At 31.8% G+C, this 25,208-nt stretch carries 20 protein-coding genes; 7 read left to right on the top strand and 13 right to left on the bottom strand.

Annotated elements, in window-relative coordinates; all coding sequences use genetic code 11:
• Nucleotides 1-55: 55 nt before the first annotated feature.
• From ABIN61_01535 to rfbA, 6 genes are read right to left on the bottom strand one after another with little or no spacing between them, the layout of a single operon-like run.
• On the bottom strand, nucleotides 56-235 hold the full coding sequence (locus ABIN61_01535; protein MEO0292889.1) for a hypothetical protein: 180 nt from the start codon (nucleotides 233-235) through the stop codon (nucleotides 56-58).
• Between the two features lie 23 nt (nucleotides 236-258).
• Nucleotides 259-1,383 carry a glycosyltransferase family 4 protein gene (locus tag ABIN61_01530; GenBank protein ID MEO0292888.1) on the bottom strand — a complete coding sequence of 375 codons (1,125 nt, stop codon included), beginning with the start codon at nucleotides 1,381-1,383 and terminating at the stop codon, nucleotides 259-261.
• Nucleotides 1,376-2,536 (bottom strand): glycosyltransferase family 4 protein, encoded by a 1,161-nt coding sequence (locus ABIN61_01525; GenBank protein MEO0292887.1) that lies wholly within the window; start codon nucleotides 2,534-2,536, stop codon nucleotides 1,376-1,378. The genes ABIN61_01530 and ABIN61_01525 overlap by 8 nt, the downstream gene beginning before the upstream one ends.
• Before the next feature lie 27 nt (nucleotides 2,537-2,563).
• Entirely contained in the window at nucleotides 2,564-3,391 is an 828-nt protein-coding gene (locus ABIN61_01520; protein ID MEO0292886.1) for an FkbM family methyltransferase, read from the bottom strand.
• Between the two features lies 1 nt (nucleotide 3,392).
• Complete coding sequence (locus tag ABIN61_01515; protein ID MEO0292885.1) at nucleotides 3,393-4,904, bottom strand: oligosaccharide flippase family protein; 1,512 nt, start codon at nucleotides 4,902-4,904, stop codon at nucleotides 3,393-3,395.
• Between the two features lie 58 nt (nucleotides 4,905-4,962).
• Nucleotides 4,963-5,835, bottom strand: a complete 873-nt coding sequence (gene rfbA, locus ABIN61_01510) for a glucose-1-phosphate thymidylyltransferase RfbA (GenBank protein ID MEO0292884.1) — start codon at nucleotides 5,833-5,835, stop codon at nucleotides 4,963-4,965.
• Between the two features lie 316 nt (nucleotides 5,836-6,151).
• Between rfbA and bglX the strand changes: the two genes are divergently transcribed.
• The 6 genes from bglX to ABIN61_01480 all read left to right on the top strand — a co-directional run bounded on the left by bglX (nucleotide 6,152) and on the right by ABIN61_01480 (nucleotide 15,458).
• Nucleotides 6,152-8,443 carry a beta-glucosidase BglX gene (gene bglX, locus ABIN61_01505; protein MEO0292883.1) on the top strand — a complete coding sequence of 764 codons (2,292 nt, stop codon included), beginning with the start codon at nucleotides 6,152-6,154 and terminating at the stop codon, nucleotides 8,441-8,443.
• Entirely contained in the window at nucleotides 8,440-9,312 is an 873-nt protein-coding gene (locus tag ABIN61_01500) for an archaemetzincin (protein MEO0292882.1), read from the top strand. Before bglX ends, ABIN61_01500 begins: the two co-directional genes overlap by 4 nt.
• Before the next feature lie 14 nt (nucleotides 9,313-9,326).
• Nucleotides 9,327-12,032: a beta-propeller fold lactonase family protein gene (locus ABIN61_01495; protein ID MEO0292881.1), complete on the top strand. Its 2,706-nt coding sequence runs from the start codon at nucleotides 9,327-9,329 to the stop codon at nucleotides 12,030-12,032.
• A 98-nt stretch (nucleotides 12,033-12,130) separates the two neighbouring features.
• Nucleotides 12,131-12,562 carry a glycine cleavage system protein GcvH gene (gene gcvH / locus ABIN61_01490; protein ID MEO0292880.1) on the top strand — a complete coding sequence of 144 codons (432 nt, stop codon included), beginning with the start codon at nucleotides 12,131-12,133 and terminating at the stop codon, nucleotides 12,560-12,562.
• A 90-nt stretch (nucleotides 12,563-12,652) separates the two neighbouring features.
• Nucleotides 12,653-14,296 (top strand): methyl-accepting chemotaxis protein, encoded by a 1,644-nt coding sequence (locus ABIN61_01485; protein MEO0292879.1) that lies wholly within the window; start codon nucleotides 12,653-12,655, stop codon nucleotides 14,294-14,296.
• A gap of 391 nt (nucleotides 14,297-14,687) precedes the next feature.
• Entirely contained in the window at nucleotides 14,688-15,458 is a 771-nt protein-coding gene (locus tag ABIN61_01480) for a mechanosensitive ion channel domain-containing protein (GenBank protein ID MEO0292878.1), read from the top strand.
• Here the strand turns inward: ABIN61_01480 and coaE are convergent.
• Nucleotides 15,455-16,039, bottom strand: coding sequence for a dephospho-CoA kinase (coaE, locus tag ABIN61_01475; GenBank protein MEO0292877.1), 585 nt, complete (start codon nucleotides 16,037-16,039; stop codon nucleotides 15,455-15,457). The two genes, ABIN61_01480 and coaE, sit on opposite strands and share 4 nt — an antisense overlap.
• Nucleotides 16,040-16,234: 195 nt before the next feature.
• Between coaE and ABIN61_01470 the strand changes: the two genes are divergently transcribed.
• Nucleotides 16,235-16,888 (top strand): N-glycosylase/DNA lyase, encoded by a 654-nt coding sequence (locus ABIN61_01470; protein ID MEO0292876.1) that lies wholly within the window; start codon nucleotides 16,235-16,237, stop codon nucleotides 16,886-16,888.
• Nucleotides 16,889-16,890: 2 nt separating this feature from the next.
• On the opposite strand, the gene ABIN61_01465 is transcribed toward ABIN61_01470, so the two are convergent.
• The 6 genes from ABIN61_01465 to ABIN61_01440 are packed head-to-tail and all read right to left on the bottom strand — an operon-like array spanning nucleotide 16,891 to nucleotide 25,207.
• Entirely contained in the window at nucleotides 16,891-20,070 is a 3,180-nt protein-coding gene (locus tag ABIN61_01465) for a translocation/assembly module TamB domain-containing protein (GenBank protein ID MEO0292875.1), read from the bottom strand.
• Entirely contained in the window at nucleotides 20,067-20,531 is a 465-nt protein-coding gene (locus ABIN61_01460; GenBank protein MEO0292874.1) for a roadblock/LC7 domain-containing protein, read from the bottom strand. Before ABIN61_01460 ends, ABIN61_01465 begins: the two co-directional genes overlap by 4 nt.
• A complete protein-coding gene (locus ABIN61_01455) occupies nucleotides 20,532-20,867 on the bottom strand; it encodes a hypothetical protein (protein MEO0292873.1) in 336 nt (111 codons plus the stop codon).
• Complete coding sequence (locus tag ABIN61_01450; protein MEO0292872.1) at nucleotides 20,864-21,559, bottom strand: tetratricopeptide repeat protein; 696 nt, start codon at nucleotides 21,557-21,559, stop codon at nucleotides 20,864-20,866. Before ABIN61_01450 ends, ABIN61_01455 begins: the two co-directional genes overlap by 4 nt.
• Nucleotides 21,552-22,568: a DUF4388 domain-containing protein gene (locus tag ABIN61_01445; GenBank protein ID MEO0292871.1), complete on the bottom strand. Its 1,017-nt coding sequence runs from the start codon at nucleotides 22,566-22,568 to the stop codon at nucleotides 21,552-21,554. The genes ABIN61_01450 and ABIN61_01445 overlap by 8 nt, the downstream gene beginning before the upstream one ends.
• Complete coding sequence (locus tag ABIN61_01440) at nucleotides 22,568-25,207, bottom strand: tetratricopeptide repeat protein (GenBank protein ID MEO0292870.1); 2,640 nt, start codon at nucleotides 25,205-25,207, stop codon at nucleotides 22,568-22,570. The genes ABIN61_01445 and ABIN61_01440 overlap by 1 nt, the downstream gene beginning before the upstream one ends.
• Between the last annotated feature and the right edge of the window lies 1 nt (nucleotide 25,208).

Here is a 25,208-nt window from a genome sequence, read left to right as displayed (position 1 = left end):
CATTCCGTCTACCATTTATTCCGTGAAATAGTAAAATCATATAGATTAGCATAATTTAGAAACACTCAAGAAGACCTACAAGATTACCAAGTATTCTCCCGAAATAATACTTCGCTTCTTTTTCTTTAAAAACACAAATTGACGATATTACCATTCTTATTATTATTCCAAGAACGCATAGAAAAACAGACAACTCTTTATTATTTTTCCTCACAAAATAAATTCTATTCTTCACTTCTCTTTTCCTCCTTAGAAAAATTAAAATCTCTCCTCGATAAAACAATTAAAGTCAGCCATTATCTTCTTCCACGAATATCTTTCCTCAACAATCTTCTCTCCTTCTCTTCCTAATTTTCTACCTTTTTCAGGATTTTTCAATAGATATTCTAACTTTTCTATGAACTCTTCTACGGTCTCCGCTTGCAGGAAATGCCTTCCTTTTTCTAATTCTAACCCTTCCGCTGATTTACCGGTTGCCACGACGGGTTTCCCTGCTGCCAGGTATTCTAAAATCTTTAATCTCGTCCCGGAACCCGAAAATATTGGAGCGACGCATATATCACAGGCTTTTATGAAAGGAGGGACTTCCTTAAAAGGAATACTCCCCGGATTTATTAGCCATTCTATATTAAAATTAACCTCCCCACCAATCAAAGCCAATTTTACATCAGGGTATTTTTTTATAATATCAGGCATTATATTTTTAATAAGAAAATCTATTGCTTCTTTATTTGGTTTATAATCTGTTAACCCCATAAAAAACAAAATGGTTCCTTTAAGATTATACTTCTCCTTTATTTTTTCCACTTCATCATTACTGATATTCTCAAATTTTTCAATATCTACACCATTTGGCAAGATATAAGGATTAACACCATACAATTTTTTGAATTTTACTGCGTCTTCTCTGGACACTGCTGTTGTCAGGTGAGCTTTGTTTACCAGATTTCTTTCCGCAAGCCGGCTTAAAAAAGTTATTATTCCTCTTTCTTTCTGTTTTCTCAGTTCATATTCAACATTATGCGAATGATATACAAGAGGGATTTTTATATCTGAGTGTTTTAAATAGAGAAATAAATACCACAATAAAATTGCCCCTGAGGCACCTTCAAGAAATATATAACCGGGTTTTATCTTCTTAATTTCTATAATTAATCCTGGTAATTCTTTTATTAAAGTAATAATTTTTTTTATTCTCTTGTGAGAGGGCAAATAAAAGTTTTTTATTATGAAATCTTTTGATAAGGTTTCTTCTCCTTTCTTTGTGCTGAACTGAAACAGATATTTTTTACCAGTTAAATATCTCGTAAAATTAAAAGTTACATTAGCACATCCGCTTGCAGGAGGATAGGTTTCGTATAAAGAGATAACTATTTTATTCATTTCTAAAATAATCCTCCACCAATTCTTTTACTTCTTTTTTAAACCTCTCAGCCGAAAATTTCTTTGCCTGTTTTGCAAGATGTATTCTCAAAATCTTTTGTTTCTTATCGTCCTTCAAAACCGCAATTATTTTAGATACCGCATCTTCAAAGTTGTTATACAATAAATCCTCATTATTAACAATCTCGGTTTGCCCACCACCACGAGGAACCCAGACAATTTCTCCTGCTTTTATCATCTCAGCTACTGAAATCCCGAAAGATTCATTAGGATGAGCTGAAATACCATATTTGTGACCAGAGAGGAATTCTTGCTTTTCTTCTCCAAATTTGGCTCCTTCTAATTTAATCCAGTCTCCTTTTGTTTTCGATAACTTCTTAAGATACTCAGCATAAGTTGAATTATAGAGAGGTCCTATTATATGAAAATGCAAATCAAACCCTTCTCTTCTAACTCTATCCAGAACTTCAATTATAAAGTCTATTCTTTTTTCAGGAACAATTCTTCCAATATAAATAAAACCATCTTCTTTTTTATCCCAGGGAATATGCATAAACTCTTCGGCGACTGGCGGATAAATCACCTTACTTTCTATACCGAATTCTTTTCTTAATATCTTAGCACCCCAATTTGAATTTGCAACCGTCAAATTCTCTCTAAAATCATTAGATGAAGAGCCACTTAAAAATTTACAAAAAGAAAGATAGAACTCACGAAGAATGTTTTTGTTATAAAATATTTTCTTTAAACCTTGTTTTTGGGGGGCTAAATTTCTCCTAAGTTCGTCGCTAAAGGAGAAATCTGCAATAAATTGAATCCCTCCTTTGTTAAAATTCATTATGTTGTAGGTAGAAATTATTAGGTCAAAAGAATCTATAAAATTACGACAGAATCTTGCGAAAATTGCCCCACGAATTGCATCAAAATAACGAAAATTTCTAAAGAAATTGGCTAAAGGATGTTCAATTATTCTAATCTCGCTGGAAGTGAGATTTGTTCCAAAACATTCGTTGAGTCTGTTCAAACTAGAAGAATAAAGAGTCAGCAAAGTTACTTCATATTCGTCTTTTAATGCTTCTGCTAAATATAAAGCTTTCGCTTCAGACCCACCACCTTCAATTAATTGTGGATGAATTATAGCTATTTTTTTCAATCTTCCATCTCTCTTTTTGCAGAATTTTTATTTGTAACAAATAGCATGGATTTCACTTCCTCTTTTGTATGTATTTATTTTATTGAAACCGTAGCTTTTGATTAAATTTAATATATTTTCTTTTGTAATACCAGCGGGAGTTAAATTAGAATGAATCTCACAGCAAACCAACTTACAAGAATTATTTGAAAGCGTTTTTTTGAGCCCTTTAAGAACCAAATATTCATAACCCTCCACATCAATTTTTATTGCTTTCGGTAAAGGTATTTTTTTTCTTTCAACAATAAAATCTCCTGGGAAAATTTTTGTGGTGTTCCGAAAATCACTTTCTTCATTTTGAAGTAAACTCACAGCTCCTATGCCAACTCTCTTTTTAATGTATAAAGAACCTTCGCTAACTTTATCGCCTAAAGCGACTTTGATTGGTTTTACATTATTTAGACTGTTTACCTCTAAATTTCTCCTTAAAGCTTCAAAGTTTTTACTATCAGGTTCAAAGGCAATAATTTTTCCTATACTTCCAACCTCCTTTGCCATTAAAATGGTATATAATCCTATATTAGCCCCAACATCATAGGCAACATCACCTTCATTTAGAAATTCAAGTAGAGCTTTTAACATAAGAAATTCGGCACCATAGTTTTCACGAAAAAATTGCTCAAAAGTTTTTAATTCATCGTAATTAGATATTTGCAAAATTGCACTTATTCCCATAAAATTTACTTTTTTCTCTCTAAAGGGAATTGTATTTAGCATAAAGTAAATTTTTTTCATAATTTGATTTAATTTTAAAAATCTGATTATCTTTAATAACAAAGGATTAGTTGATACTTCTTTTAGTAAGGCATATAACAAATTATTCCTCCTTAAAAATTTTATTTCTCACGGCTTTTAATACAATTATATCCTCCTTATCCAATCTCATTATAAATACCATAATACCATAAACTACACACATTATAGCAACCTCTAATAATTTTAGCCATCCCTGGAATTCTATTAAATTTCTCAAAAAAATTACTAACCCTATTGCCACCAAACCCGCAAAGATTATCTTCAAATAAGAAAATTTATAGGGATGAATTTTATAGAAATAATAAATTTCTATAACCCGGGCAAAATCTATAAGAGCATAAGAAATTCCAGTTGCAATTGCTGCCCCAAGGATTCCAAATTTTGGTATTAGAAAATAATTTAGAACAACATTTAAAAGACCGAGAACAGTAACATTTGTTAATTCTATCTTTTCTTTCCCTGTCATTATCAGTATATAGCCTACAGAACCGACACCAACATTAACGAGTTGTATAAAACTAAAAGTGATAAGAATAGACCACCCCGGTAAAAATTCGTTCCCAAATAGTAACATTATCTCTTTTGAAAACAGAATAAATATAAATACAAGAGGCATAACCAGCCCAAATGCCCATTTTGTGCTTGATTTAAGAAGCAAGCCCAATTCAGAAAATTTCTTTTTGTTGTGTAAGTCGGTGATAATAGGGGCGAATATGCCGTGAAATGAATAAATAATTAAGGAGCCCTGGAACGCTACCACAGATGCGGCATTGTAGATTCCAACATTTTGAGATGTCATAAAAATTCCAATCATTATTTTGTCAACTTTGTTAATCAGAAAACCTGATAATCCCACAAGAAGGACACTCAATGAATATAAAAAAAGAGGTTTTATTTCGTATTCTGGTTTTAACTCTGAGAATAGTTCCGGGAATATTTTGCGTAATAAAAAAAATCCTAAAAATAGTGAAGAAACGATTGAGAGAATATAGGCATAAATAGCTCCATTTAAACGAAGCCCTAATGCAAATAAAGGAATTACTATAAGGAGACTAACCAAAGGAATAAAAACGAGTTCTATACCGACAGAGTATTCTATTTTTTTAAATATAAGAAAAGCTTGCATACATACGCTAAAAAGAGAGAAGAAAGGTAGAGTCAAAGAAAGAATCTTTAAAACTTTGCCCAATTCAGGCTCGTTAAATATCTTACCTGCAATGGTACTAGACCAGAAAAATATTACAATACCTATTATTGCACTGGAAATAAGGCTAATTAGAAAGGAAGAAATTATTGTTCCTTTTACTCTGGATTTTTTGCCCTCGCTGAGGTATAAAGAACCAAACCTTAAAGTTCCTTGCGGTAACCCTAACATTGAAATCCCTTGAATTATTCCTATTGCAGAAAGTCCAAGAGTATAAAGTCCGTAAGAAGCAGATCCAAGAACTCTGGTTAAGACAACTTGAAGGATGAATTTTATCCCCTTACTCAATCCCTGACCGAAGAGGGCAACACCTCCACCTCTTGCTATTTGCTTTGTCAAATACTCAATTTCAAAATCGGAATTTCCCATCTCAACAACAAATATTAATCCCTAAACAAAACAATTTTATTCGAAGAATTTATATGATCTATTCTTCTGCAATCTTCCTTAGATATTTCCCATAATTATTCCTGTATTTTTCAGAGAATTTTAGTAATTGTTTTTTATCTATAAAACCCATTCTGTATGCAATCTCTTCAATACAGCCTATTTTTAAACCCTGACGAGTTTCTATCATAGAGATATATTCTCCGGCTTCTAATAAGTTTTCATGAGTTCCTGTATCAAGCCAGGCAAAACCTCTTCCTAAAAGCTTAACATTCAACTTATTCCTTTTAAGATATTCGTTGTTTACATCTGTGATTTCTAATTCTCCTCTTTTGGAAGGCTTTAGTGATTTTGCTATATTAACTACATCGTTATCGTAAAAATAAAGCCCTGTCACTACATAATTGGACTTTGGTTTTTTTGGTTTTTCTTCTATTGATAAAACTTTTCCGTTTTTATCGAACTCAATAACTCCGTAGCGTTCCGGCTCATTAACATAATACCCAAATATAACTCCTCCACTTTCTCTTTCGACCTTTTGCAGCGATTCTCTCAAAATTTTCGAAAACCCATGACCATAAAAAATATTATCCCCAAGAATTAAAGAGACATTATCTGAACCAATAAACTCCTCGCCAATTATAAAAGCCTCTGCAATACCATTTGGCTTTGGTTGTTCTTTGTATTGAAATCTTAACCCAAATTGCGAACCATCCCCAAAGAGTTCCCTAAAACGAGGTAAATCTTTTGGTGTTGAGATAATTAAAATATCCCTAATTCCTGTGAGCATTAAAACAGATAAAGGATAATATATCATTGGTTTATCATAAATTGGGAGAAGTTGTTTTGTTATAACCTGGGTTACTGGATAAAGCCTAGTTCCTTCTCCGCCTGCCAAAATTATACCTTTCATAGATCCTCTTTAAAATTTCTAAGACAAAAATTAAAAAATTTATAGAAAAAGTCAAGTAACCATGAATTTTTGTATTTTAAATCTAAGACATATCTTTTCTTGAGATCTCCTGATTCTCCAACTTGTAAGACTATTCCAGAAGTAAATTATCTTTAATGGGCAACTCCTCCTCTACAACTTCTTATTCTCTTTAAATAACCTTTTCTCTATACTAAAATCTAATCTCGAAAAAATTTCGTATCTTGAATTATTTTTATTTGTTAATATAATGAGTTAATGAATAAAGAAATTATTCTTTTTAAAAAGGAGAGGCCTTTTGTCTATAATAAAGATTTTTTTCTTTTTGAGTTTAAGTGTTCCCATTATGTTATATGGGAAAGAGAAGAGTTTATTTAGAGCCCCTATGGATGAATTTATAGATTCTTTAATAAAAGAAATGACTTTGGAAGAAAAATTGGGGCAACTTACTCAATATTCTGGGAAAATAACAGATAAGGAGAAGTTAGAAGAACAGTTAGAGTTAGTAAGAAAGGGGAAAGTTGGTTCTTTTTTAAACATTTGGGGTGTTGAGTTTATTAAGAAATTCCAAGAAGTTGCTGTGGAGGAATCTCGAATCGGAATACCTCTTATCTTTGGACTTGATGTTATTCATGGATGTAAAACCATCTTCCCTGTTCCTATTGCCTGGGCTTGTAGTTTTGATCCAGATGCGGTAAAAGAAGCATCAAGAATTAGTGCTATTGAAGCGACTGCTTTCGGAATCAATTGGACATTTGCTCCTATGATTGACATTGCCCTTGATCCAAGATGGGGGAGAATAGTGGAAGGGGCTGGAGAGGATCCTTATCTTGGAAGTGTTATGGCAAAAGCTCAAGTTGAAGGTTACCAGGGTGAAGATCTAAAAGATTCTACAACTCTCCTCGCTTGCGCAAAGCATTTCGTTGCTTATGGAGCTTGCGAAGGAGGAAGAGATTATAATAGCGCAGAAGTTTCAATAAGAACCCTTTATGAAGTTTACTTGCCTCCTTTTCTTTATGCAATTAAAGCTGGTGTAGGTTCTATTATGAGCGCTTTTAACGATATTAGTGGTATTCCTATGAGTGCCAATAAGGAACTTTTAACAAATCTCTTAAGGGAAAAATGGAATTTTGACGGATTTGTTGTTAGCGACTGGAGAGCTATTCCAGAGCTTTTGAACCATGGAATTGCAGAATCAAGAATGGAGGCAGGAATAAAAGCTCTATATAGTGGAGTAGATATGGATATGGAAGGAGGAGTTTTTGGAAATGAACTTTTTGAAGCGGTAAGAGAAGGAAAACTTTCAGAAGACGTTGTGGATAAAGCTGTAAGGAGGGTTTTAAAAGCAAAATATAAACTTGGTCTTTTTGATGATCCTTTTAAATATTGTAATTTAGAAAGAGAAAAATTGGTTCCTCTAAATAAAGAACATATTGAAAAAGCAAGAGAATTGGCTTGTAAATCAATTGTTTTATTAAAGAACGAAGGGAATCTTCTTCCTTTAAGAAAAGATATTAAGAGAATTGCAGTGATTGGGCCTCTTGCGAATGATGCTTCTTCTCCTCTTGGTCCTTGGAGTGCTTTGGGAGAGGAAAAAGATGTTGTGACCATTTTGGAAGGAATAAAAGGGAAAGTTTCTAAAGGGACAGAAGTCTTTTATGCCCCTGGATGTGAAATAATCGGTGATAGTGAAAGTGGTTTTGAAGAAGCAATCTCAATAGCAAAGAATTCAGATGTGGTTATTCTTGTTTTGGGAGAATCTCGTGATATGAGCGGGGAGGCAAGAAGTCGCTCAGAAATAACCTTGCCGGAAATTCAAAGAAAACTTGCCGAAAGAATAATAGAGATAGGAAAAAGAGTTATATTGGTTCTCTCTAACGGAAGGCCCCTTGCTATTTCTTCTCTTTCCGAAAGAGTTCCTGCAATACTTGAAACATGGTTTTTAGGAATACAGGGAGGGAATGCTATTGCGGATGTTCTATTTGGAGACTATAATCCTGGAGGTAAATTAGCCGTTAGTATCCCAAGGAGCACGGGACAGGTCCCTTGTTTTTATTATCATAAAAATACGGGTAGACCAGCTTCTTCGGAAATAGTTCACTCTTCTCGGTATTTTGATTTACCCATTACTCCTCTATATCCATTTGGGCATGGTCTAAGTTATACAAGTTTTAAATATTCAAAATTGAAAATAAAAAACAAAAAGGTTGGAATAGATGATTCTTTACAAATAAGTTTCTTGCTTAAAAATACAGGGAAACTTTTCGGAAGCGAAGTTATTCAATTGTATGTAAGAGATCCTGTGGCAAGTGTAGCCCAACCTGTAAAGAAACTAAAGGGATTCAAAAGAGTTTATCTGGAAGCTGGGGAAGAAGTAGAAATTAAAATAAAACTTCCTGTTAAACTTCTTTCTTTTTATAATATAGACATGAAAAAAGTGGTAGAACCAGGAGTAATAGAGCTCATGATTGGAAGCTCTTCAGAAGATATCAGGTTAAGAGATTCTTTTACAATTATAGGAAATGTAAGAGAAGTAGATGAAACTTCGGTTTATTATTGCGATATAGAGGTAAAAAAGAATAAAAGATGAAGTTTACTCCGCCTAAGGAAAAGGAAAAAAGAGAAGCTATTGGTTCCCTAAAAGACTTACCTAAAAATTTACAAAAATTTTTCTCTTCTCAATTTTTTAATCCAATTCCTTCTCCTAGACCTTATGACTGGCTTTCTAACCATATAGAAGAAGGACAAACTTTTGATGACTTTCTTCATTCTTATTTTAATATTCCAGATAAAAATAGAAATAGAATTTATCTCCAACCTCTTGGAGAATTCCCTCCTGATGCACCTTCTATTTTGAAACTTAAAAAATATACTGAGGCTTTTTTTATGATGGATGTGATTGATCTTAACCATATTGAAATAAAAAATTTAAAATTAACAAAAAGAAAGAATCCTTACACAAATAAAGAGCAATTCTTAACCTTAGATATTCTCGCTTACCTAAAAAAGAACCTCCCAAGAAATGCATTTTGTTTAGTTGGAATCACAATGGAAGATTTATATCCTGAGCCTTCATGGAATTTTGTATTTGGACAAGCTTCTATCTTAGAAAGAGTAGCTTTATATAGTTTTGCTCGTTATGATCCATCTTTCTATGGGGAAGAAAGAAGAAAAGATTATAAAAAGATTCTCCTTAAAAGAAGTTGTAAGGTCCTTTCCCATGAACTTTGCCATATTTTTGGAATCTCCCATTGTATTTTTTACCATTGTGTTATGAATGGTTCCAATCATCTTGAAGAAAGTGATGCTAGACCTCTTCATCTTTGCCCTGTAGACCTTAGAAAATTACATTACGTTATTGGCTTTGACATAAAAAAGAGATATGAAAAATTGTATGATTTTTATGAAGAAAATGATTTTCAAGAAGAAAAGGAATGGGTTAAGAAAATCCTAAGATAAAAGGAGGTTTATTTATGAATTATAAAAATATTAAAAATTTTTTATTTTGTTTTTTATTCCTTTTATCCTTGAGTGTTTATTGCGATTGGGTAAGTGGTGTAATTCCAGTAAGAGATAGACCTTGTGCAATAGGTGTGAATTACAAGACAAATAGAATTTATATAGCAAACTATAACAGTGATAATATAACGGTTCTTGATGGAGTAAGTGGAAAGACTACAACCCTAAATGCAGGAGATGGACCTATTGCAATTGGAGTGAATTTAAGGTCTAACAAAATTTATGTGGTAAATAAAGGGAGTGACAATTTAACTGTTGTAGATGGAGAAACTCATTCTATAACTAATATTAAAGTCGGAGACGCTCCGGAAGCAATTGCTATAAATCCAATAACAAATAAAATCTATGTTGCGAATTCAAATAGTAACGATCTAACCATTATAGATGGAGAGACAAATGATAAGATAAATATCGGGGTTGGAGAAAAACCTTGTGCGATTGCAGTGAATCCAAATACGGATAAAATCTACGTTGCAAATTATTATAGCAATAATGTAACTGTCATAGATGGAGAGACAAATGATACAACTTCCATTAATGTTGGGATAGCTCCTATATCAATTTGTGTAAATCCAGTAACAAATAAAATTTATGTTGCGAATTACTATAGTCATAACATAACAATAATTGATGGAGAAACGAATCACACAAGCACTATAAGCTCTGGGATTAATCCTTTTGCAATAGCAATAAATCCAAACACAAATAAGATTTACGTTACAAATGAAGGAAGCAACGATTTAACAATAATTGATGGAGAGACAAATAACTCGATCAATTTAAAAGTTGGTAAGACTCCTACTGCGGTTGGGGTAAATCCAATTACGAACAAAATTTATGTGGTGAACTCAGGAAGCGATGAAGTGACCGTTATAAATGGGGAAACAAACGAAATAGATATATTAAACGTGGGAGACAACCCCTGGGCGGTTGGAATAAATCCTTTAACGAATAAAATTTATATTGCAAATTCAAGTAGTGATGATTTAAGCATTATAGATGGCATAGACTTAATTACAAAAACAGTTGAGGCAGGAAATAATCCTGTGGCTATAGGAATAAATCCCAAGACAGAAAAGATCTATATTGCAAATATATTCAGTAATAATGTCATAGTTATAGATGAGAAAACAAATGAGAAAGTAAGTATTCAGGTAGGAGAAAAACCAATAGCAATTGCAGTAAATCCAAATACAAATAAAATTTATGTGGCAAATAGTGGGAGCGACAACTTAACAGTTATTGATGGGAAGACAAATAATACAAGCACTATTAATGTTGGTGATAACCCTTCTCTAATAGCTATAAATCCAAATACAAATAAAATTTATGTGGTAAATAGAGGTAGTGATAACTTAACAGTGATTGATGGGGAAACATATAATACAAGCACAATTAATGTTGGAGATGAGCCTAGAGGGATAGCCATAAATCCAAATACAAATAAAATTTATGTTATAAATAGAGAAAGCGATAATTTAACTATTATAGATGGAGAGACAGAAGAAACTTCGATTATAAATGTGGGGATTTATCCTACAGGAATTGCTCTTAATGTTCTTACAAACAAAATTTATGTTGCAAATTCCGGAAGTAATGATGTAACAATAATTGACGGAGAAACCTTTGAAAAAACATCTGTCCAAGTGGGAGTTAATCCCTCTGCAATAGCTCTGAATTCAAACACAAACAAAATTTATGTTGCAAATTCTGGAAGCGATGACTTAACAATCATTGATGGAGAAACAAAAAGCACAACCACTATTAATGTAGGGAATCTACCTATAGATGTAAAAGTAAATCTAAAAACAAATAAAATATATGTTGCAAACTTTGGGAGTGATAATTTAACAGTTGTGGATGGGGTAACAAACTCTACAACAACCTGCCCTTCCTGGGTAGGTCCTATTGCAATAGAAATAAATTCTAAAAATAATAGAATTTATGTTGCTAATTATGGGAGTAATAATTTAACAGTTATAGAAGAAGAAAAGATAGAATCCTCTCCTCTTGTTACCACAATCGATCCTTTCCCTAATGATGAGGTAATTACTAATCTTCCTATATTTACTGGAAGTTCTATAAACAATAAAGCTCCTATTAATTCTAATATAACAAAAATCTTTTATCAATTAGAGACCACTCAGGGTTATTGGCAAGAAGCAGCGGTAACTTCTGGAGAAGGAACCCCATCTGTAAGTTGGGAAATAGGATTGAGTGATTCTTTAACCTTTGGGTTCCATTTTATTTATGTGGTTGCCTTAGATGCAACATCAGGAACGATAAATAAGACAGAGAGCTTCTCCGGTGAAATCTCTTCTTATCTTTTCTGTGTAAAGACCCAATATTCTGCGGAAAAAGAGCAAGAACTTAAAAAGAACTCTCCTTGGGTACTTGCCACTCCAAATCCCTTTAACGAATTTACAAACATTAGATTTTGGATACCTGAGAGGATAGATAAAATAGAGTTAAAAATTTATAATATTTATGGGAACTTAGTGAAGACATTTATTGATAAAAACCTTTCTCCAGGAACCTATACTTTTTCCTGGGATGGAAAAGATATAAAAGGTAAGCTACTTCCTAGTGGAATTTATATTTATAGACTTAGTATAGGTTCCTTTAAAAAGGAAGGAAAACTCATCTTTTTGAAAAAATAAGCTTCTTTATAAAAAGTTTTTAAAAAGGGCTTGACAAATTCTCTTTCTTAACAATACTAATTTCACAATTGAGAATTAAGAAATAAAAAGGAGGAGTTATGGAGATACCGAAAGACCTTTTATACACTGAAGATCATGAATGGGTAAGAAGGGAAAACGGTGAAATTACTCAGGGTATAACAGACTTCGCCCAAGCTGAACTTCAAGATATTGTTTATATTGACCTCCCTGAAGTGGGGATGGAAGTAAATCAAGGTGATTCCATCGCTACAATTGAAGCGGTAAAGACAGTGACAGATCTTTATGCTGCTGTTTCAGGTAAAATAATAGAAGTGAACGAAGAGCTTGAATCAAAACCAGAGCTTATAAATAAGGATCCTTATGATACAGGATGGATAGTAAAGATAGAAATGTCAGATCCTTCAGAATTAGAAACCCTTCTCAGCCCATCAGAATATAAAAACTTGATAGAGGAAGAGATGGAAGAAGAGGAGGAAGACGAGGACGAAGAGGAGGAAGATTTATTATAGAAACAAAAAGGAGGGCACTTTCTTTAACATCAAATATTTAAATCTTGACTTTCATTTTTATTATTATAACTTTATCGTTTAGGAGGTATAATGATAAAGTTCAATTCACTAAAAGTTCAGATTTCTATTTTATTAGTTTTTATTATTTTATTTATAAACCTGCTCACTCTTTACTCTTCTCGCTTTATCATCAAGACAGAATTTGAGACACTTATAAAAGAAAAAGGAGAAAATTTATTGAGTTCTATTAACTCTATAGTAGAACTTAGTTTATCTTCTCAAGATACAACTATTTTTAGCTCAACTCTTTCTGAAATAATGAAGAGGAAAGATATTTTGTTTTTAAAAGTATATAATTCTTTTGGTGATATTTTCGCAAAAGATGAAAAAATCCAAATAGAAGATACTCTCCCAAGGAAAATAATGAATAATGTGATAATGGGGAAAGGTTTCTCGATTACGAGAGAGATAAAAAAAGAGAAGTTTCTTGATTGTTTTTTTCCTATTTTTTCTCCTGAGAGAGAGGGTCCTCTTGGAATATTGAGGGTGGGGATTTCTCTTCAAGAATCTCTTATTGCTACAAAGAAGTTAGAAAAAACTCTTGTTAAGATTGCTTTTATCTCCACTATTATTACTTTAGTTTTTACAATCATATTATTAAATCCTATTTTTCGACCTTTGAATATTCTCAGAGAGAACTTAAAAAGAATATCCTATGGTAAGGTTGATATGAATGTTAGAATATCCGAGAAATTTCTAACAGCAGAAATTAAAGAACTTGCCACCTCTTTCAACGAATTTATTAAGAAATTGCAAAAGGATAAAGAAACAATGCATCAAGTTGCAGAAAGATTGTCTTCCCAAGCAGAAGAGCTTTCAGCTTCAGCAGAACAAATGGCAGCTTCTTCTGAGGAAGTTTCTACAGTTATGGAGCAAATAGCTCGTGCTTCTGAAAAACAGGCAGAAGAGTCTCAAAATGCATCATTAATGTCTCAAAAAGCTTTAACAGTAGTCCGACAATCCTTAGATTCTGCCCAAGAAACCCTAAATTCATCAGAGAACATCTCCGATCTCTCTGCGAAAGGGAAAAAAGCTTCTGAAGATGTTAGAGTTGCAATGGATAATGTCACAAATACAATCCATGAGTTAGAAGAGGTTATTCAAGGGATACAAAGATATTCTGAAGAAATCTCAGGAATAACAGAAAAAGTGCGTGAAATAAGTAAAAGAACCAATATCCTTTCTCTGAACGCAACAATAGAAGCAACGAAGGCCGGAGAGGCAGGGAAAGGGTTTGCAGTTGTCGCAGAAGAAATAAGGAAACTCGCAAATCAATCTTCAGAAGCTACAAGAATAATCTCTGAGATAGCGAATGAAATATCTGAAGTTATAAACTCCGTTATACAAAAAACTCAAGAAACAATAGAAGAAGTAAACAAAGGAAAAGAAACCTCTTTAAAGTCTGCAGACTTCCTAAGAGATATTGCTGCAGAGATAAATCACATAACAAAGAGGATAAGACAAATTGTTGAAGTGAATAAAAGAGGAGAAGAAGAAGTTAATGCAATAACAGAAGCTCTTGGAAATATAGCAACAATAGCAGAAGAGAATGCTGCTTCTTCTGAAGAATTATCAGCTGCTATTCAAGAGCTCTCAGCTTCTATAGAGGAATTATCCACTGCTTCTCAAGAGACAGCAGAAATCGCTGAAACTCTCCATGAAATTACAAGCTGAATAAATGAGAGAATTAATATATCTCCTAGGATTAAGTCTTTTTTTCTTTTTAATTATTTTATTTCTTGCAAAAAAACAGTCAATAAAAAAGATAATCATTTATTCTGGTTTTCCTTTTTGTTTTTTTATTTCTGCAATTTTAATAAAAAGAATAAATATATTATCCATTAACTATATTGATTTATTAATTTTCTTTTCCTTTTATTTATTTCTATTTTTATTCTCACTCGCTCTTTTAAAAATCTATAAAAGAAGAATAAATCTTAAGTGTGGAGCGACTATTTTCTTTCTTGTCACTTTGTTAGCCTATCTGCACCACTCAAAATATCTTAATTATATAATTATTTTCCTAAGGACTCCAAGAATTCAAATAGAAGATAAGAAAATCAGTTTGAGTGGAATTATTATATCTGGACTTATTTTCTTTTCGTTCTTTAAATTCTCTAAGTTCATAGAAGATAGGATAAAAGCTAAAATTGAAAAGACTTCTTTATTAGAATCAACAAGAAGTGGACTTATTCCTATTATTATACGTTACACAATAATAGTTATAGGATTCTTCATTTCTCTTGAGTTTCTCAATATTGATCTTACATCCCTTAAAGTGCTAATAGGAGCTCTTGGAGTTGGAATTGGTTTTGGCTTAAGAGAAATAGTTAATAATCTTATAAGTGGGATTATCCTACTTTCTGATAAAACTGTAGTGAAAAATGATCTTATTGAGGTGAAAGGACTTATTGGAAGGGTTGAGAAAATTGGAATTAGAACAACCACGATAAGAACATTTAACAATTTTGAAGTAATTATTCCTAATACAGAGCTTGTGAATAATGAATTAATAAACCACACCCATTCGGATTCCATCATAAGGATAGTAATTCCTATTGGTATCTCTTATTCTTCTGATCCTTTTTTGGTTAAAGAAATTCTTACAAAAAGTCTATCAAAACTCAATGGTATTTTAAAAGATCATCCTATTGAAGTGTTTTTCACTGAGTTTGGAGAAAATTCTTTAAAATTTGAAATTTCTATCTGGATAGATGATCCCTTCAAGAGAAAAAAAATTGAAAGTGAAGCAAGATTTGTAATCTGGAAGACTTTAAAAGAAAACAAAATAGAAATTCCTTATCCTCAATTGGATGTCCATCTTAAAAAGAGTTAATTTTTCTTTTTCTCTAATATCTTATTCCAGACTTCTCTTGCTTTTTTTTCTAACTCTTTTAGTGTTCCATTATTTTCAATAACAAAATCCGAAAGCTTAGTTAAAAATCTACTTTCCAATTGGGAATTTAGTCTCCCTTTTATAATCCCTTTTTCTATTCCTTGAGCAAGAAGTCTTTTATATTTATTCTTGGTTGTAGAAATAACTAAAATAATAAAATCAAACCAATCCTTTATTTTCCATTCGAATATTAAAGCTGCATCTACCACTATTATTTTGTTCCTTTCTTTCTCGATTGCTTCTTTTAGCCTTCTCAGTAACTCAGGATGAACAATTTTATTCAGCTCTTGCAATTTTTTTTTGTCTTTAAAAACAATTGAGGCAAGCTTTTCTCTATTTATTTTACCATCTTCTGTAGTAACTCCTTCAAATTTACTCTTTATCTTCTCAACGACAAAAGATTCTTTTAAAACCTCCCAACCGATCTCATCGCAAGAAATAATAGTTGCACCCCAGTTTTTAAAAAACTTAGAGACTTCTGTTTTTCCTACCCCTGTATTACCTGTAATTCCTATAATCATTCTTCTAATCTCAATTGCCTTTTTTAAAGAACTTAACTAGAGAAAACTCTTCTTCGATTCTTAAAACTCCTTTCTGCAAAAAATTATAAAAATCTTTCATATTATTCTCTGAATTAATAGTTTTATAATTATAAAGCTCTTTGTCAAGGGTAAAGTCTTGACATCAATCGAAGAAAACAATATGATAAGTTCAAAATGAACATTAATAATGAAGTTCGAAAGGAAATTGAAAGCTTTTATTTAACTCATAAGAGAATAATTAAGGAGAGATTGAAAGAGTTCAGAGAAATTGGAAGAAGATTCCTTCCTCTTGATATATTCACAGAATTAGCTTTTTGTATCTTAACCCCTCAGTCTAAAGCAAAAGAATGTTGGGAAGCCATTTTAAAAATGAAGGAAAAAAAAGTCCTTTTTGAAGGAACAAAAGAAGAAATAAATAAAGCACTCAGGAAAGTTAGATTTAAGAACAAAAAGACAGAATATTTATTAGAACTTAGAGAAAAATTTTTTAAAAAAAATAACTCCCTATACGAAAACATAAAAAAGATAAACTCTCCCTTAGAATTAAGAGAATATCTTGTAAGAAATGTGAAAGGTATGGGTTTTAAGGAGGCAAGCCATTTTTTACGTAATATAGGTTTTGGGAAAGAGGTGGCTATTCTTGACAGACACATTCTTAAAAATCTTAAAGAGTTTGGGGTTATAAAAGAATACCCAAAATCCCTAGGGGAGAAAAAATATAAGGAGATTGAAGGAAAAATGAAGAAGCTGGCAAAGAGATTAGAAATTCCTTTAGATTTTCTTGACCTTTTACTCTGGGCAAAAGAAACAGGAGAAGTATTCAAGTAAAACTAATATCTCCACTCAAGATTGAATAGAAATCTACTTTTCCCAATAAAGTCTCTTTCGGCAGTTATATATCCCCATTTCTTTATTCTGTATTCTGCCTGAAATTCAGAAATCCCATAAGACTGAATATCTGTTTTAGCTTTGACAAAGAGTTTATCTGTTACATATTTACCCAAAACAAATTCGTAATGACCGCTAACACCTTGCAATTCTAAAACATCAATACCAAATTCATTTTTTAATCTTTCGCTTAATGTCTGTCTAACCCAATAATTAAAAACTGTTTCAGTAACTGATTGTTCAATGGCCTTAACAGAAGATAATTCTTCCCAGCTAAGATTTAAAGAAAGAAGAGCCATTATTTCTGCTTTAGATAAAGAAGACTTAGAATAGAGGTCAAAAATAGGAGCTTTCATTGTTCCTGTAACCTCAAGGAATACTGTATCCTTATAGGAAATTCCGTTTTCCTTATTAGAAATAAGAGTTATTGCTTTAACATCTATATTCGGATTTATCTCCGGAGATTCGTTAAAATTAAATTTCCCTTCTATAACTTCAAAATTTTTATAAAGATAATAAAATCTTCCTTGCTTCACTTCCAAATTTCCTGATACTAACAAAGGACCTCCTTCATAATTTATACCAACCTTTCCTACAAGCTCTATATTAGCGAGATCATTTCTAAACCAGACATTTCCTTTTGTTGCATCAAATTTTAAATTTAGAAAAAGATTCGATGGTCTCATTCCCTTTTCTTCTTCTTTAAATTGCATAGTTATTGTAGCTCGTTGAGGTTCGAGATCCCCTTCTATTCTTAATCCTTTATCAAATTTGGTTATCAGCAATCTTCCATCTATTATTGCATTTATGTATTGCCAGTTAAAAGGGGTGTCTCTTAGTCTAACATCAAATTCAAATTTCTTATCTTTCAACATAAAATTCCCTTTTGCTTTTATACTCCCTCCCCCTAAATACCCAGAAAGATCTTTAACTTCTCCCTCTTCACCATTAAAAGATGCCTTAGCAGTAAGATTCCCAATTGTAATTCCCATTTTCTTTGTAATAATTTCTGAATCCCAAACTTCTAATTCTCCATAAAGGGACGGTCCCTTAAAATTGTTTTTTACCTTCAATTCTCCATTAACTTTTGCCTTTTTTGAAATTAAGAAATTCCTCCACGGATAAAAAACCCAGCCTCCAGCTTCCTTTAGTTTAATGTTCATATTTATAGAATAATTTTTGAGATTAAACTCTCCTTCAAATGTGGAATAATTTCCACCTTCCACAACCAAAAAATCTTTAAAATACAAGGCATTTTTTTTAAAGATTAAGGAAAAAATTAACGAATCTCCTATACTTAATTCATCAAACCCTAATTTTCCGTTCCCCTTAAATTCAAATGTAGGAGAACTTAAAGGACCCTTTATAGAAATTTCGCTTGAAACATATCCAAAAAAAGGATGTATAAGTATTCCAAACTCTCTAAGAATTTCCGGTCTGAATCTTTTTAAAGAGGCCTCTCCTTCAATCTCTGATTTTGAGATCAACATTCTTTTAATTCTCAAATCTTCTCCTCTATTCCCTATAAAATTAATATCTTCAAGGAGAAAAGGAGTATTCTTATTAAAGAAAAAAGGTTCTGTTAATAAAAGGTATTTGTCTCTATATTCAAAATTAAAACTCTCAACCCTTACCATTGAAGGAGTTGAGACAATTTTAAATTCAAGGTTTTTCTCTTTGCTCTTAAATGTTCCTTTTATATCTAAACTATTTTCTTCAATCTTTAAGATTGACTCTCCAACTTCAAAGAATTTGCCCTCTTTAAAGCAAATATCTTTAAACACAAAATTTATTAACCCTGGGAATTTTTTATTCTTCTGGGTTAAATTCAAATTCCCTTCTATGGTTTTGAAATATAAAGACTTGTAATCAAGTTCTTTCAGAGAAAACGCTCCATATATTTTCTCATTAATTGATGCTTCACCACTTAAAATCCCAGAGAGTTTTACTCCTAAATATTTGGCTATAGGAGAAATGTCTAACTTGCTCAATTTTACCTCTCCCTCTATTTTGTCTCCATAGCTTCCCGAAAGGGAAAATGTTCCATCATTAAATCTACCAATGCAACTATCTACAAAAACTTTATTTCCCTTTTTTAACAAAATAAGATCAAAAAATTGTAGAGGTTTTCCAACTATTTCTCCTTTAAGAGAAGAAGAAACCTTTAAATTTTCCTTAGCAGAAAAATAAAAATTAATTAAGCCTGATAATTTAGACTCTGGATATTTCTCGTTTATTTCCCCTAGATTAAAATTTTCTAAAAAGAAAACTCCATAAATATTTTCTTCAATTTTTATATGTCCAGAGAAGTTTTCTCCTTTTAAATTTATAGAATTTTTCTCCCCTTGAAATACAAACTTCGGTAACTTAAATCCCATAAAACTTTCTAAGTAAGATTCCCCATTAAAAGTAATTGTGGAATCGTATCCAAAATAGATTCTCAGAAACCCTTTGGTTTTTAAATCAAAAAAACCTTTTAAATCTTCTGGGTATAGTTTCCCTTCTCCTCTTATTCCTTTTTTATCTGTGGTTATCAGAAATTCCGAGTCTCCAAATTTCAAATTTTGAACTTCTAAATTTGATATATATCCAGCGAAGGACAAATGAGTTCCTTTAAGGCTGAAAGCTGTTCCATCAATATTACCCCATAGTTCTTCGAAGTCAAAAGCAACTTTACTTTTCCAGCTTGAACGAATTTTTCCTGTTCCATTAATCAAAATCTTATGATTTTTAAAAAATAAATTAGCGTCTTTTATTTCAATTTTTTTAATAAAAAAAACTGGAATTTCTATTTTTTTTATTTCTTCTCTTTTGCGTTCTTTTAAATAAAAATAAGGAGAAAAGACCTCCGCTTTTTCTATTCTTCTGCGAGGAATATTTAAAAGAGAATATTTTATTTTTATCTTAGGAATAATACCAAAATCCTTTATATATACTGAATCAACTGTTATTCCATTTAACTTATTCAGCTTTATTTCTTTTATAAAACTTCCCTTAGGAAGTGAAGAAATGGTTCGGGTTTTTATAAATTCTTCTATTCTCACTATTATAATCTTTGGAATAATAAAAATAGATATAAAAAAGATGAATATAAAAAATATAATAAGAAATTTTTTTCTCATTTTTTGAATAACTCTTCCATCAACTTTTCCCCATCTAATTTCTCAAATTTAAAAGGTTTTTCTTTTTTAGAGATAGCCAATTCTTCTTTTAATTTAGGAACAAGTTCCTCTAAAAGCACTCTTACTGGTCCTAAAAGCGTTTCTTCTTTAAATAAAGCCACCAATAAAAACTGAGATTCAATATTATGATACAAAACATTCCATTTTTTCCCTTTTATAAAGAATTGGGTGAAATAGGTTTCATTAATAAGCTCGGCTAATTTCTCCGTTGCATTAAAAGCTCCAACAAGAAGAGCTGTTATTGAATCCAATTTTTTCTTTGGTTTGGCTCCAGAAAAAACAAGAACTTCTCCACTTTTCGCTGCAAGAAAGATTTGTTGTGCTCCTGTTTTAATTAGTATTTCTTCGAGATAATTTTCAATTCTTTTTTCACTTTCCGTTAGAAGTATAATATTACCCATTTAAAGTTCTTTTGAAATAACCTTTGCGCCTCTTTTTATTTCGAATCTAATTTTACCTGTGTCAACACTTGGCTTTGTAAAAACAGCTAAGATAAAGTTCTTCTGTGTAATTATAAAAAGGTTTTTTTCTTCTGCAAGAACAGTTATGGAAAAATCCTCTGGAATATTCATTTGAGTAGAAAGATCCACTGATACACTTGCAACTGCCGCAGCTACAATAGATGGGTCTAACCCTTCATTACCATAATAGTCTATAACTTCTCCTTCTTTATCTACCAAGAAACAAGAAAAAACACCTTCTATTGTAGCAATTTTTTTCAGCGTTTCTTTCATCATTCAACCCCTAAAAATCTAAGTGTCTTATCAAAAGCCTCTATTAATATATTCTCAAGTTCTCCAAGCAAAACATTTTTGTTCGTCATAATGATAAATCTCAAGTTCTTTGATCCAAAAACCATAATATTCCCGCCCGGCAGTTCAAGAAGGACTTTACTAACCTCCCCAATTTTAAGATCAAAAGCCGAATACTGTATTTTATCAAATATAGAAGAAATTATTGCTCCTGCAGATTCTTTATCTATTGGCAATTCCACTTTCCCTTCTATCAATGCTCCAATATCATCTACAACTAAAACTCCTATAATTCCTTTTATTTTTGTCAATTTATCCAAGATTTCCGTAAGGGATTCCCCGCCAATTTTTGGTTTTGGAGCCTTTTCCTTTTTCGCTTCTTTTACCTCTTTTATGGTCTCTTCTTTTAATGAATTGAGAAGCTCTTTAATTTCTTTATTTTCTGAATCTATTTTGAAAGCTCTTTTTAAAATTTCAATTGCTTCCTTTTTTTTGCCTTGGCTTATATAAATTTTGCTCAAACTTATGTAAGGCTTAATTGCTTCATTATTTTCCTCAATGGCAGTTTTCAATAAATCTTTAGCTTCTTCTAAAAGGCCATTTTCCACATAAAGATCAGCCAAAGAGATAAGAACATCCAAAGAATTAAGGTCGGGACGAAGCCCTTCTTTATTCAATTAAAACCTCCCAATTTATAATATTTTTATTAATTTTTTCTATTAAATCAAGGAGTTCTCTAATTTCTTCTTTTCTCTTCTCCTCAGAAGATAAAACCAAGAAAGAATTCCATTCGGAAATAGCCTCTTTGTAATTACCTTTCGCCAAGTAGAAATAACCCAAATTGTAGGAAATCAATGGATTTTCAGGATAAATCTCTTTAAGATTAATTAGTTCTTTTACACCCTCATCGTATTCTCCTTTATTCCATAACCTTCTTATAAAATTCATCTTCTCTAAGAATTTATCTTTAGATGGTTCTATTTCTTTCACCATCTCATTTATAGGGATTTTTTTTTCTGTTATTATTCCTGCCATAACCATTCCGTATAAAGACTTCATAACAGCGAATTTGTCCCCTACCTTATTTATAAGGTCGCTTATAGTAAGATTCCCATTTATGAGAGAAAGCAATTTCCAATCCATAGGAGATAGGTCTACTTGTTTCTTCTCTACTAAATCCATCGAGACCTCAAGGACGATATCAGTATTTGGTAAAATCTCCTCCATTTTAGATATTTCGTCTATTCTTCTTGCAGCTTCCATTATTATATTTTCAATCTTCATATTTAAGACAAGATATTCTGGAATTTCAAAATCTACATCTTCAAAAACAAAATGGCCATTTTTGAGTAAGAATAAAGAATAAAGAACATCAGTTGCAGCCTGAATATAAATACTTCTAAAAGTGCTTAAGGGGAGCACTTCCTTTTCAATTAAATATTTCACGAACTCTTCATCCTCTATTTTAATTACTTCTTCTTCATTCAAAAATCCTCTTTTTATCATCTCTTTTTTTAATCTCTGGGAGATTTCAATTGAAACAAGGTTTCCTTTTTCAAAGTAAAGAAGATATGGCTTAACAGTTTCTTCTGTTGTAATGGTCAATATCCCCTTTTTTTCTGCCAAAGAAATCAATTGTAAAAGTTCAAAAAGGCCAAGTTCTTTTATCTGTCCTTCAATAGGCATTACATTTCTCCTGTAATTTTTCTAAGACGGAATAAGCTTTCTATCGCTTCTCTTGCCTTTCCAGTAATCTCTTTATCTTCTCCTTTTTCTATTATGTTAGACCATAGTTTTTCCGCTTCTATATACTTCCCTTCTCTAAAGTATATAGAAGCAAGTAAATGATAAGCCTCAAAATTCTTTTCGTTAAAGTTTATAGCTTGCCTTAAACTTTTCGTAGCTGCCTCAAGGTCTCCTTTATAATAATAAGCTTTCCCTTCCCATAAAGCTAAATCACTATCCCCTTTTATAATCTCTTTCACTTCTTTTGCACTATTTATAACCGCTTCGTAATCTTTTGTAATGAGATAAAGCTTAACAAGCCATTTTAAAATCCTTTTCTCTTTAGGAGCTAACTTCTTTGCTTCGATTAAAGAGTCCAAGGCCTTCTTGAAATCCCCCCTTTTAATTCTAATCATAGAAAGTTTATAATATCCCTCTGCAGAAGGAGAAATTGAAATACTATTTTTTATCAAATTTAAAGCTGTTTTTCTCTTTCCTAACTTTTCATATAAAGAGGCAAGCTCAAGAAGAATTTCTGGGTCTTTCTCCCAATTAGAAAATCCTTTTATAAACTCAATTGCTTCTTTATACTTTTTCTTTCTCCTTAAAGATTGAGCAACTGCAATATAAGGAAAAGAGTCTTTGGGATATTTTTTATTTAATTCTTTAGCGAGATTTAAAGCCTCTTCCCATTCTCCATTTTTTTGGTAAACTTTTACTAAAAGTTTTGAAGCCTCAAAATTCTTCAAGGCCAAGAGCTTTAAAACATCCTTTGCCTCTCCAAAAAGACCTTTCTTATCATATATTTTACCCAAAAGGAGTAATACACTCTCATTCATTGGATCCAAATTTCTTATGCTATTTAGCAACTCTAAAGCTTTATCCAATTTGTTTTCATTAAATAAATTGTGAGCTTCCTGAATTTTCTCTTCGATTTTCTCTGTTTTTTTGATCTCTACTTCTTTGGGAGCTTCAAAAAGTTCTTCGAAAAATTCCTCAGGAGTTTCTTTTGCCACTCTTCCAATTTCCATATCCTTTGTTAATTCTCTCGCCACAAGAATCCCAAGCTGCTCAGAGTAAATATCCACCCCTAATTTAAATCTATTGCTTGAGTAATAAGGATCTATTTCCATAGCCTTCTTTGTTACTTCTAAGGCTTCGTCATATTTCCCTATTCTGGAAAGAGCAAAACCAAGATTATAAAGGGCTTCTGCGAATTCGCTGTCTCTTTCTATTGCCATTTTGAAGAAATATATTGCATCTTCAAATCTTTCCAAAGTTAGATAAACAGAACCAAGATAATTAAAAGCAAGAGGATTTTCACCTTTCATCTCAATAACTTTTTTAAAAAATCTTTCTGCAGTTTCGTAATTCCCTCTTGTCATATAAATAAGGCCTATATTCAAATAAGGATCAGGGTATTCAGGATTTATTTCTCTTGCTCTTTTTAAGCAATTAAAAGCCTCCTTTGGAGCCCCTGAGTGATAATATGCAACTCCAAGATTGTTCCACGAAACTGCATAATTAAGATCCTTTGAAATTGCTCTTTTATACCAAGAAATAGCTTCTTCAAGCCTTCCAAGTCTATGGTAAGCAATCCCAATATTATTGGCGAGCTTTGGCATATCAGGCTCTTGTTTTAGGACCTCAAGGTAGTACTTTATTGCCTCTTCATTATCTCCCATAAATAGATATACTTCTCCTATCTGCTCTTTTGCGAGAAAATTTCCCGGATCTACTTCTACAGCTTTTTTAAGTTCTTGAAGAGCTTCTTTAAACAGACCTTTATTTTTATAAGCAAGCCCCATAGCATAGTATCCAAAGGAAGGTTTCGTTTCAATTTTTTCCTTTGGCACAGATAGGAAATCTTCGTAACCTTTCCTTTTATAAAGACCAAGGCTCAAATTTGCTTCTGTTTTAGCAAGATATGGATTCAACTTGATTGCTTTCTTAGCAGCTTTTGTGGCTTCGTCAAATTTTCCTTCTTCTCCATAAGTAAAAGAGAGTAAGTAATAAGCTTCTGCATCGTTGGGATTAATCTGAATTGCCTTTTTAAGCTCTTCTATTGCTCCCGAGAACATACCCAAATTATAATATACTTCGCCTAAATGTTTATGCGCAGCAGCATTTCCCTTATCTATTCTTAAAATTTTTTTAAATTGTTCAATCGCTGGTTCGTAAAAACCACTTGCCTTACAACTTATTCCCATTTCAAGAAGTGCTTCAACATCTGCAGGTTTGTGCCTTAAATATTTACCATATTGATCAATAGCTTCATAATAATTACCTATACTTTTGTATGCTCTTGCCAATTCAAGTCTCGAGGTATAGTCATCTGGATTTTCCTCAAGTTTCTTTTTTAATTGTTCGATTTGCTCATCATAGTAACCTGTGGTTCTGTAAATGTAATCAAGGTTATTCTTTGCCAAAGTAAAGTGAGGATCTATTGAAAGAGCTTTTTTCAATTCTTCAACAGCTTCCTTTATAAGCCCTTTATTATAATAAACAACAGCAAGATTATTATGAGAACCCGAATCCGCAGGTCCAATTTTCTTCGAGAATAGTTTTAAAAGCTTTTTTTCTTGTTCCGAAATTTCCATT

This window comes from candidate division WOR-3 bacterium (assembly GCA_039804165.1).
Lineage (GTDB): Bacteria > Hydrothermota > UBA3072 > UBA3072 > UBA3072 > JAFGHJ01.
This window is presented reverse-complemented; position numbering and strand designations above follow the sequence as displayed.

Coding starts and splice junctions, on each gene's coding strand:
- ABIN61_01530 (MEO0292888.1), bottom strand. CDS start 1,383: ATGAATAAAATAGTTATCTCTTTATACGAAACCTATCCTCCTGCAAGC.
- ABIN61_01515 (MEO0292885.1), bottom strand. CDS start 4,904: ATGGGAAATTCCGATTTTGAAATTGAGTATTTGACAAAGCAAATAGCA.
- rfbA (MEO0292884.1), bottom strand. CDS start 5,835: ATGAAAGGTATAATTTTGGCAGGCGGAGAAGGAACTAGGCTTTATCCA.
- ABIN61_01500 (MEO0292882.1), top strand. CDS start 8,440: ATGAAGTTTACTCCGCCTAAGGAAAAGGAAAAAAGAGAAGCTATTGGT.
- ABIN61_01495 (MEO0292881.1), top strand. CDS start 9,327: ATGAATTATAAAAATATTAAAAATTTTTTATTTTGTTTTTTATTCCTT.
- gcvH (MEO0292880.1), top strand. CDS start 12,131: ATGGAGATACCGAAAGACCTTTTATACACTGAAGATCATGAATGGGTA.
- ABIN61_01485 (MEO0292879.1), top strand. CDS start 12,653: ATGATAAAGTTCAATTCACTAAAAGTTCAGATTTCTATTTTATTAGTT.
- coaE (MEO0292877.1), bottom strand. CDS start 16,039: ATGATTATAGGAATTACAGGTAATACAGGGGTAGGAAAAACAGAAGTC.
- ABIN61_01470 (MEO0292876.1), top strand. CDS start 16,235: ATGAACATTAATAATGAAGTTCGAAAGGAAATTGAAAGCTTTTATTTA.
- ABIN61_01465 (MEO0292875.1), bottom strand. CDS start 20,070: ATGAGAAAAAAATTTCTTATTATATTTTTTATATTCATCTTTTTTATA.
- ABIN61_01460 (MEO0292874.1), bottom strand. CDS start 20,531: ATGGGTAATATTATACTTCTAACGGAAAGTGAAAAAAGAATTGAAAAT.
- ABIN61_01455 (MEO0292873.1), bottom strand. CDS start 20,867: ATGATGAAAGAAACGCTGAAAAAAATTGCTACAATAGAAGGTGTTTTT.
- ABIN61_01445 (MEO0292871.1), bottom strand. CDS start 22,568: ATGCCTATTGAAGGACAGATAAAAGAACTTGGCCTTTTTGAACTTTTA.
- ABIN61_01440 (MEO0292870.1), bottom strand. CDS start 25,207: ATGGAAATTTCGGAACAAGAAAAAAAGCTTTTAAAACTATTCTCGAAG.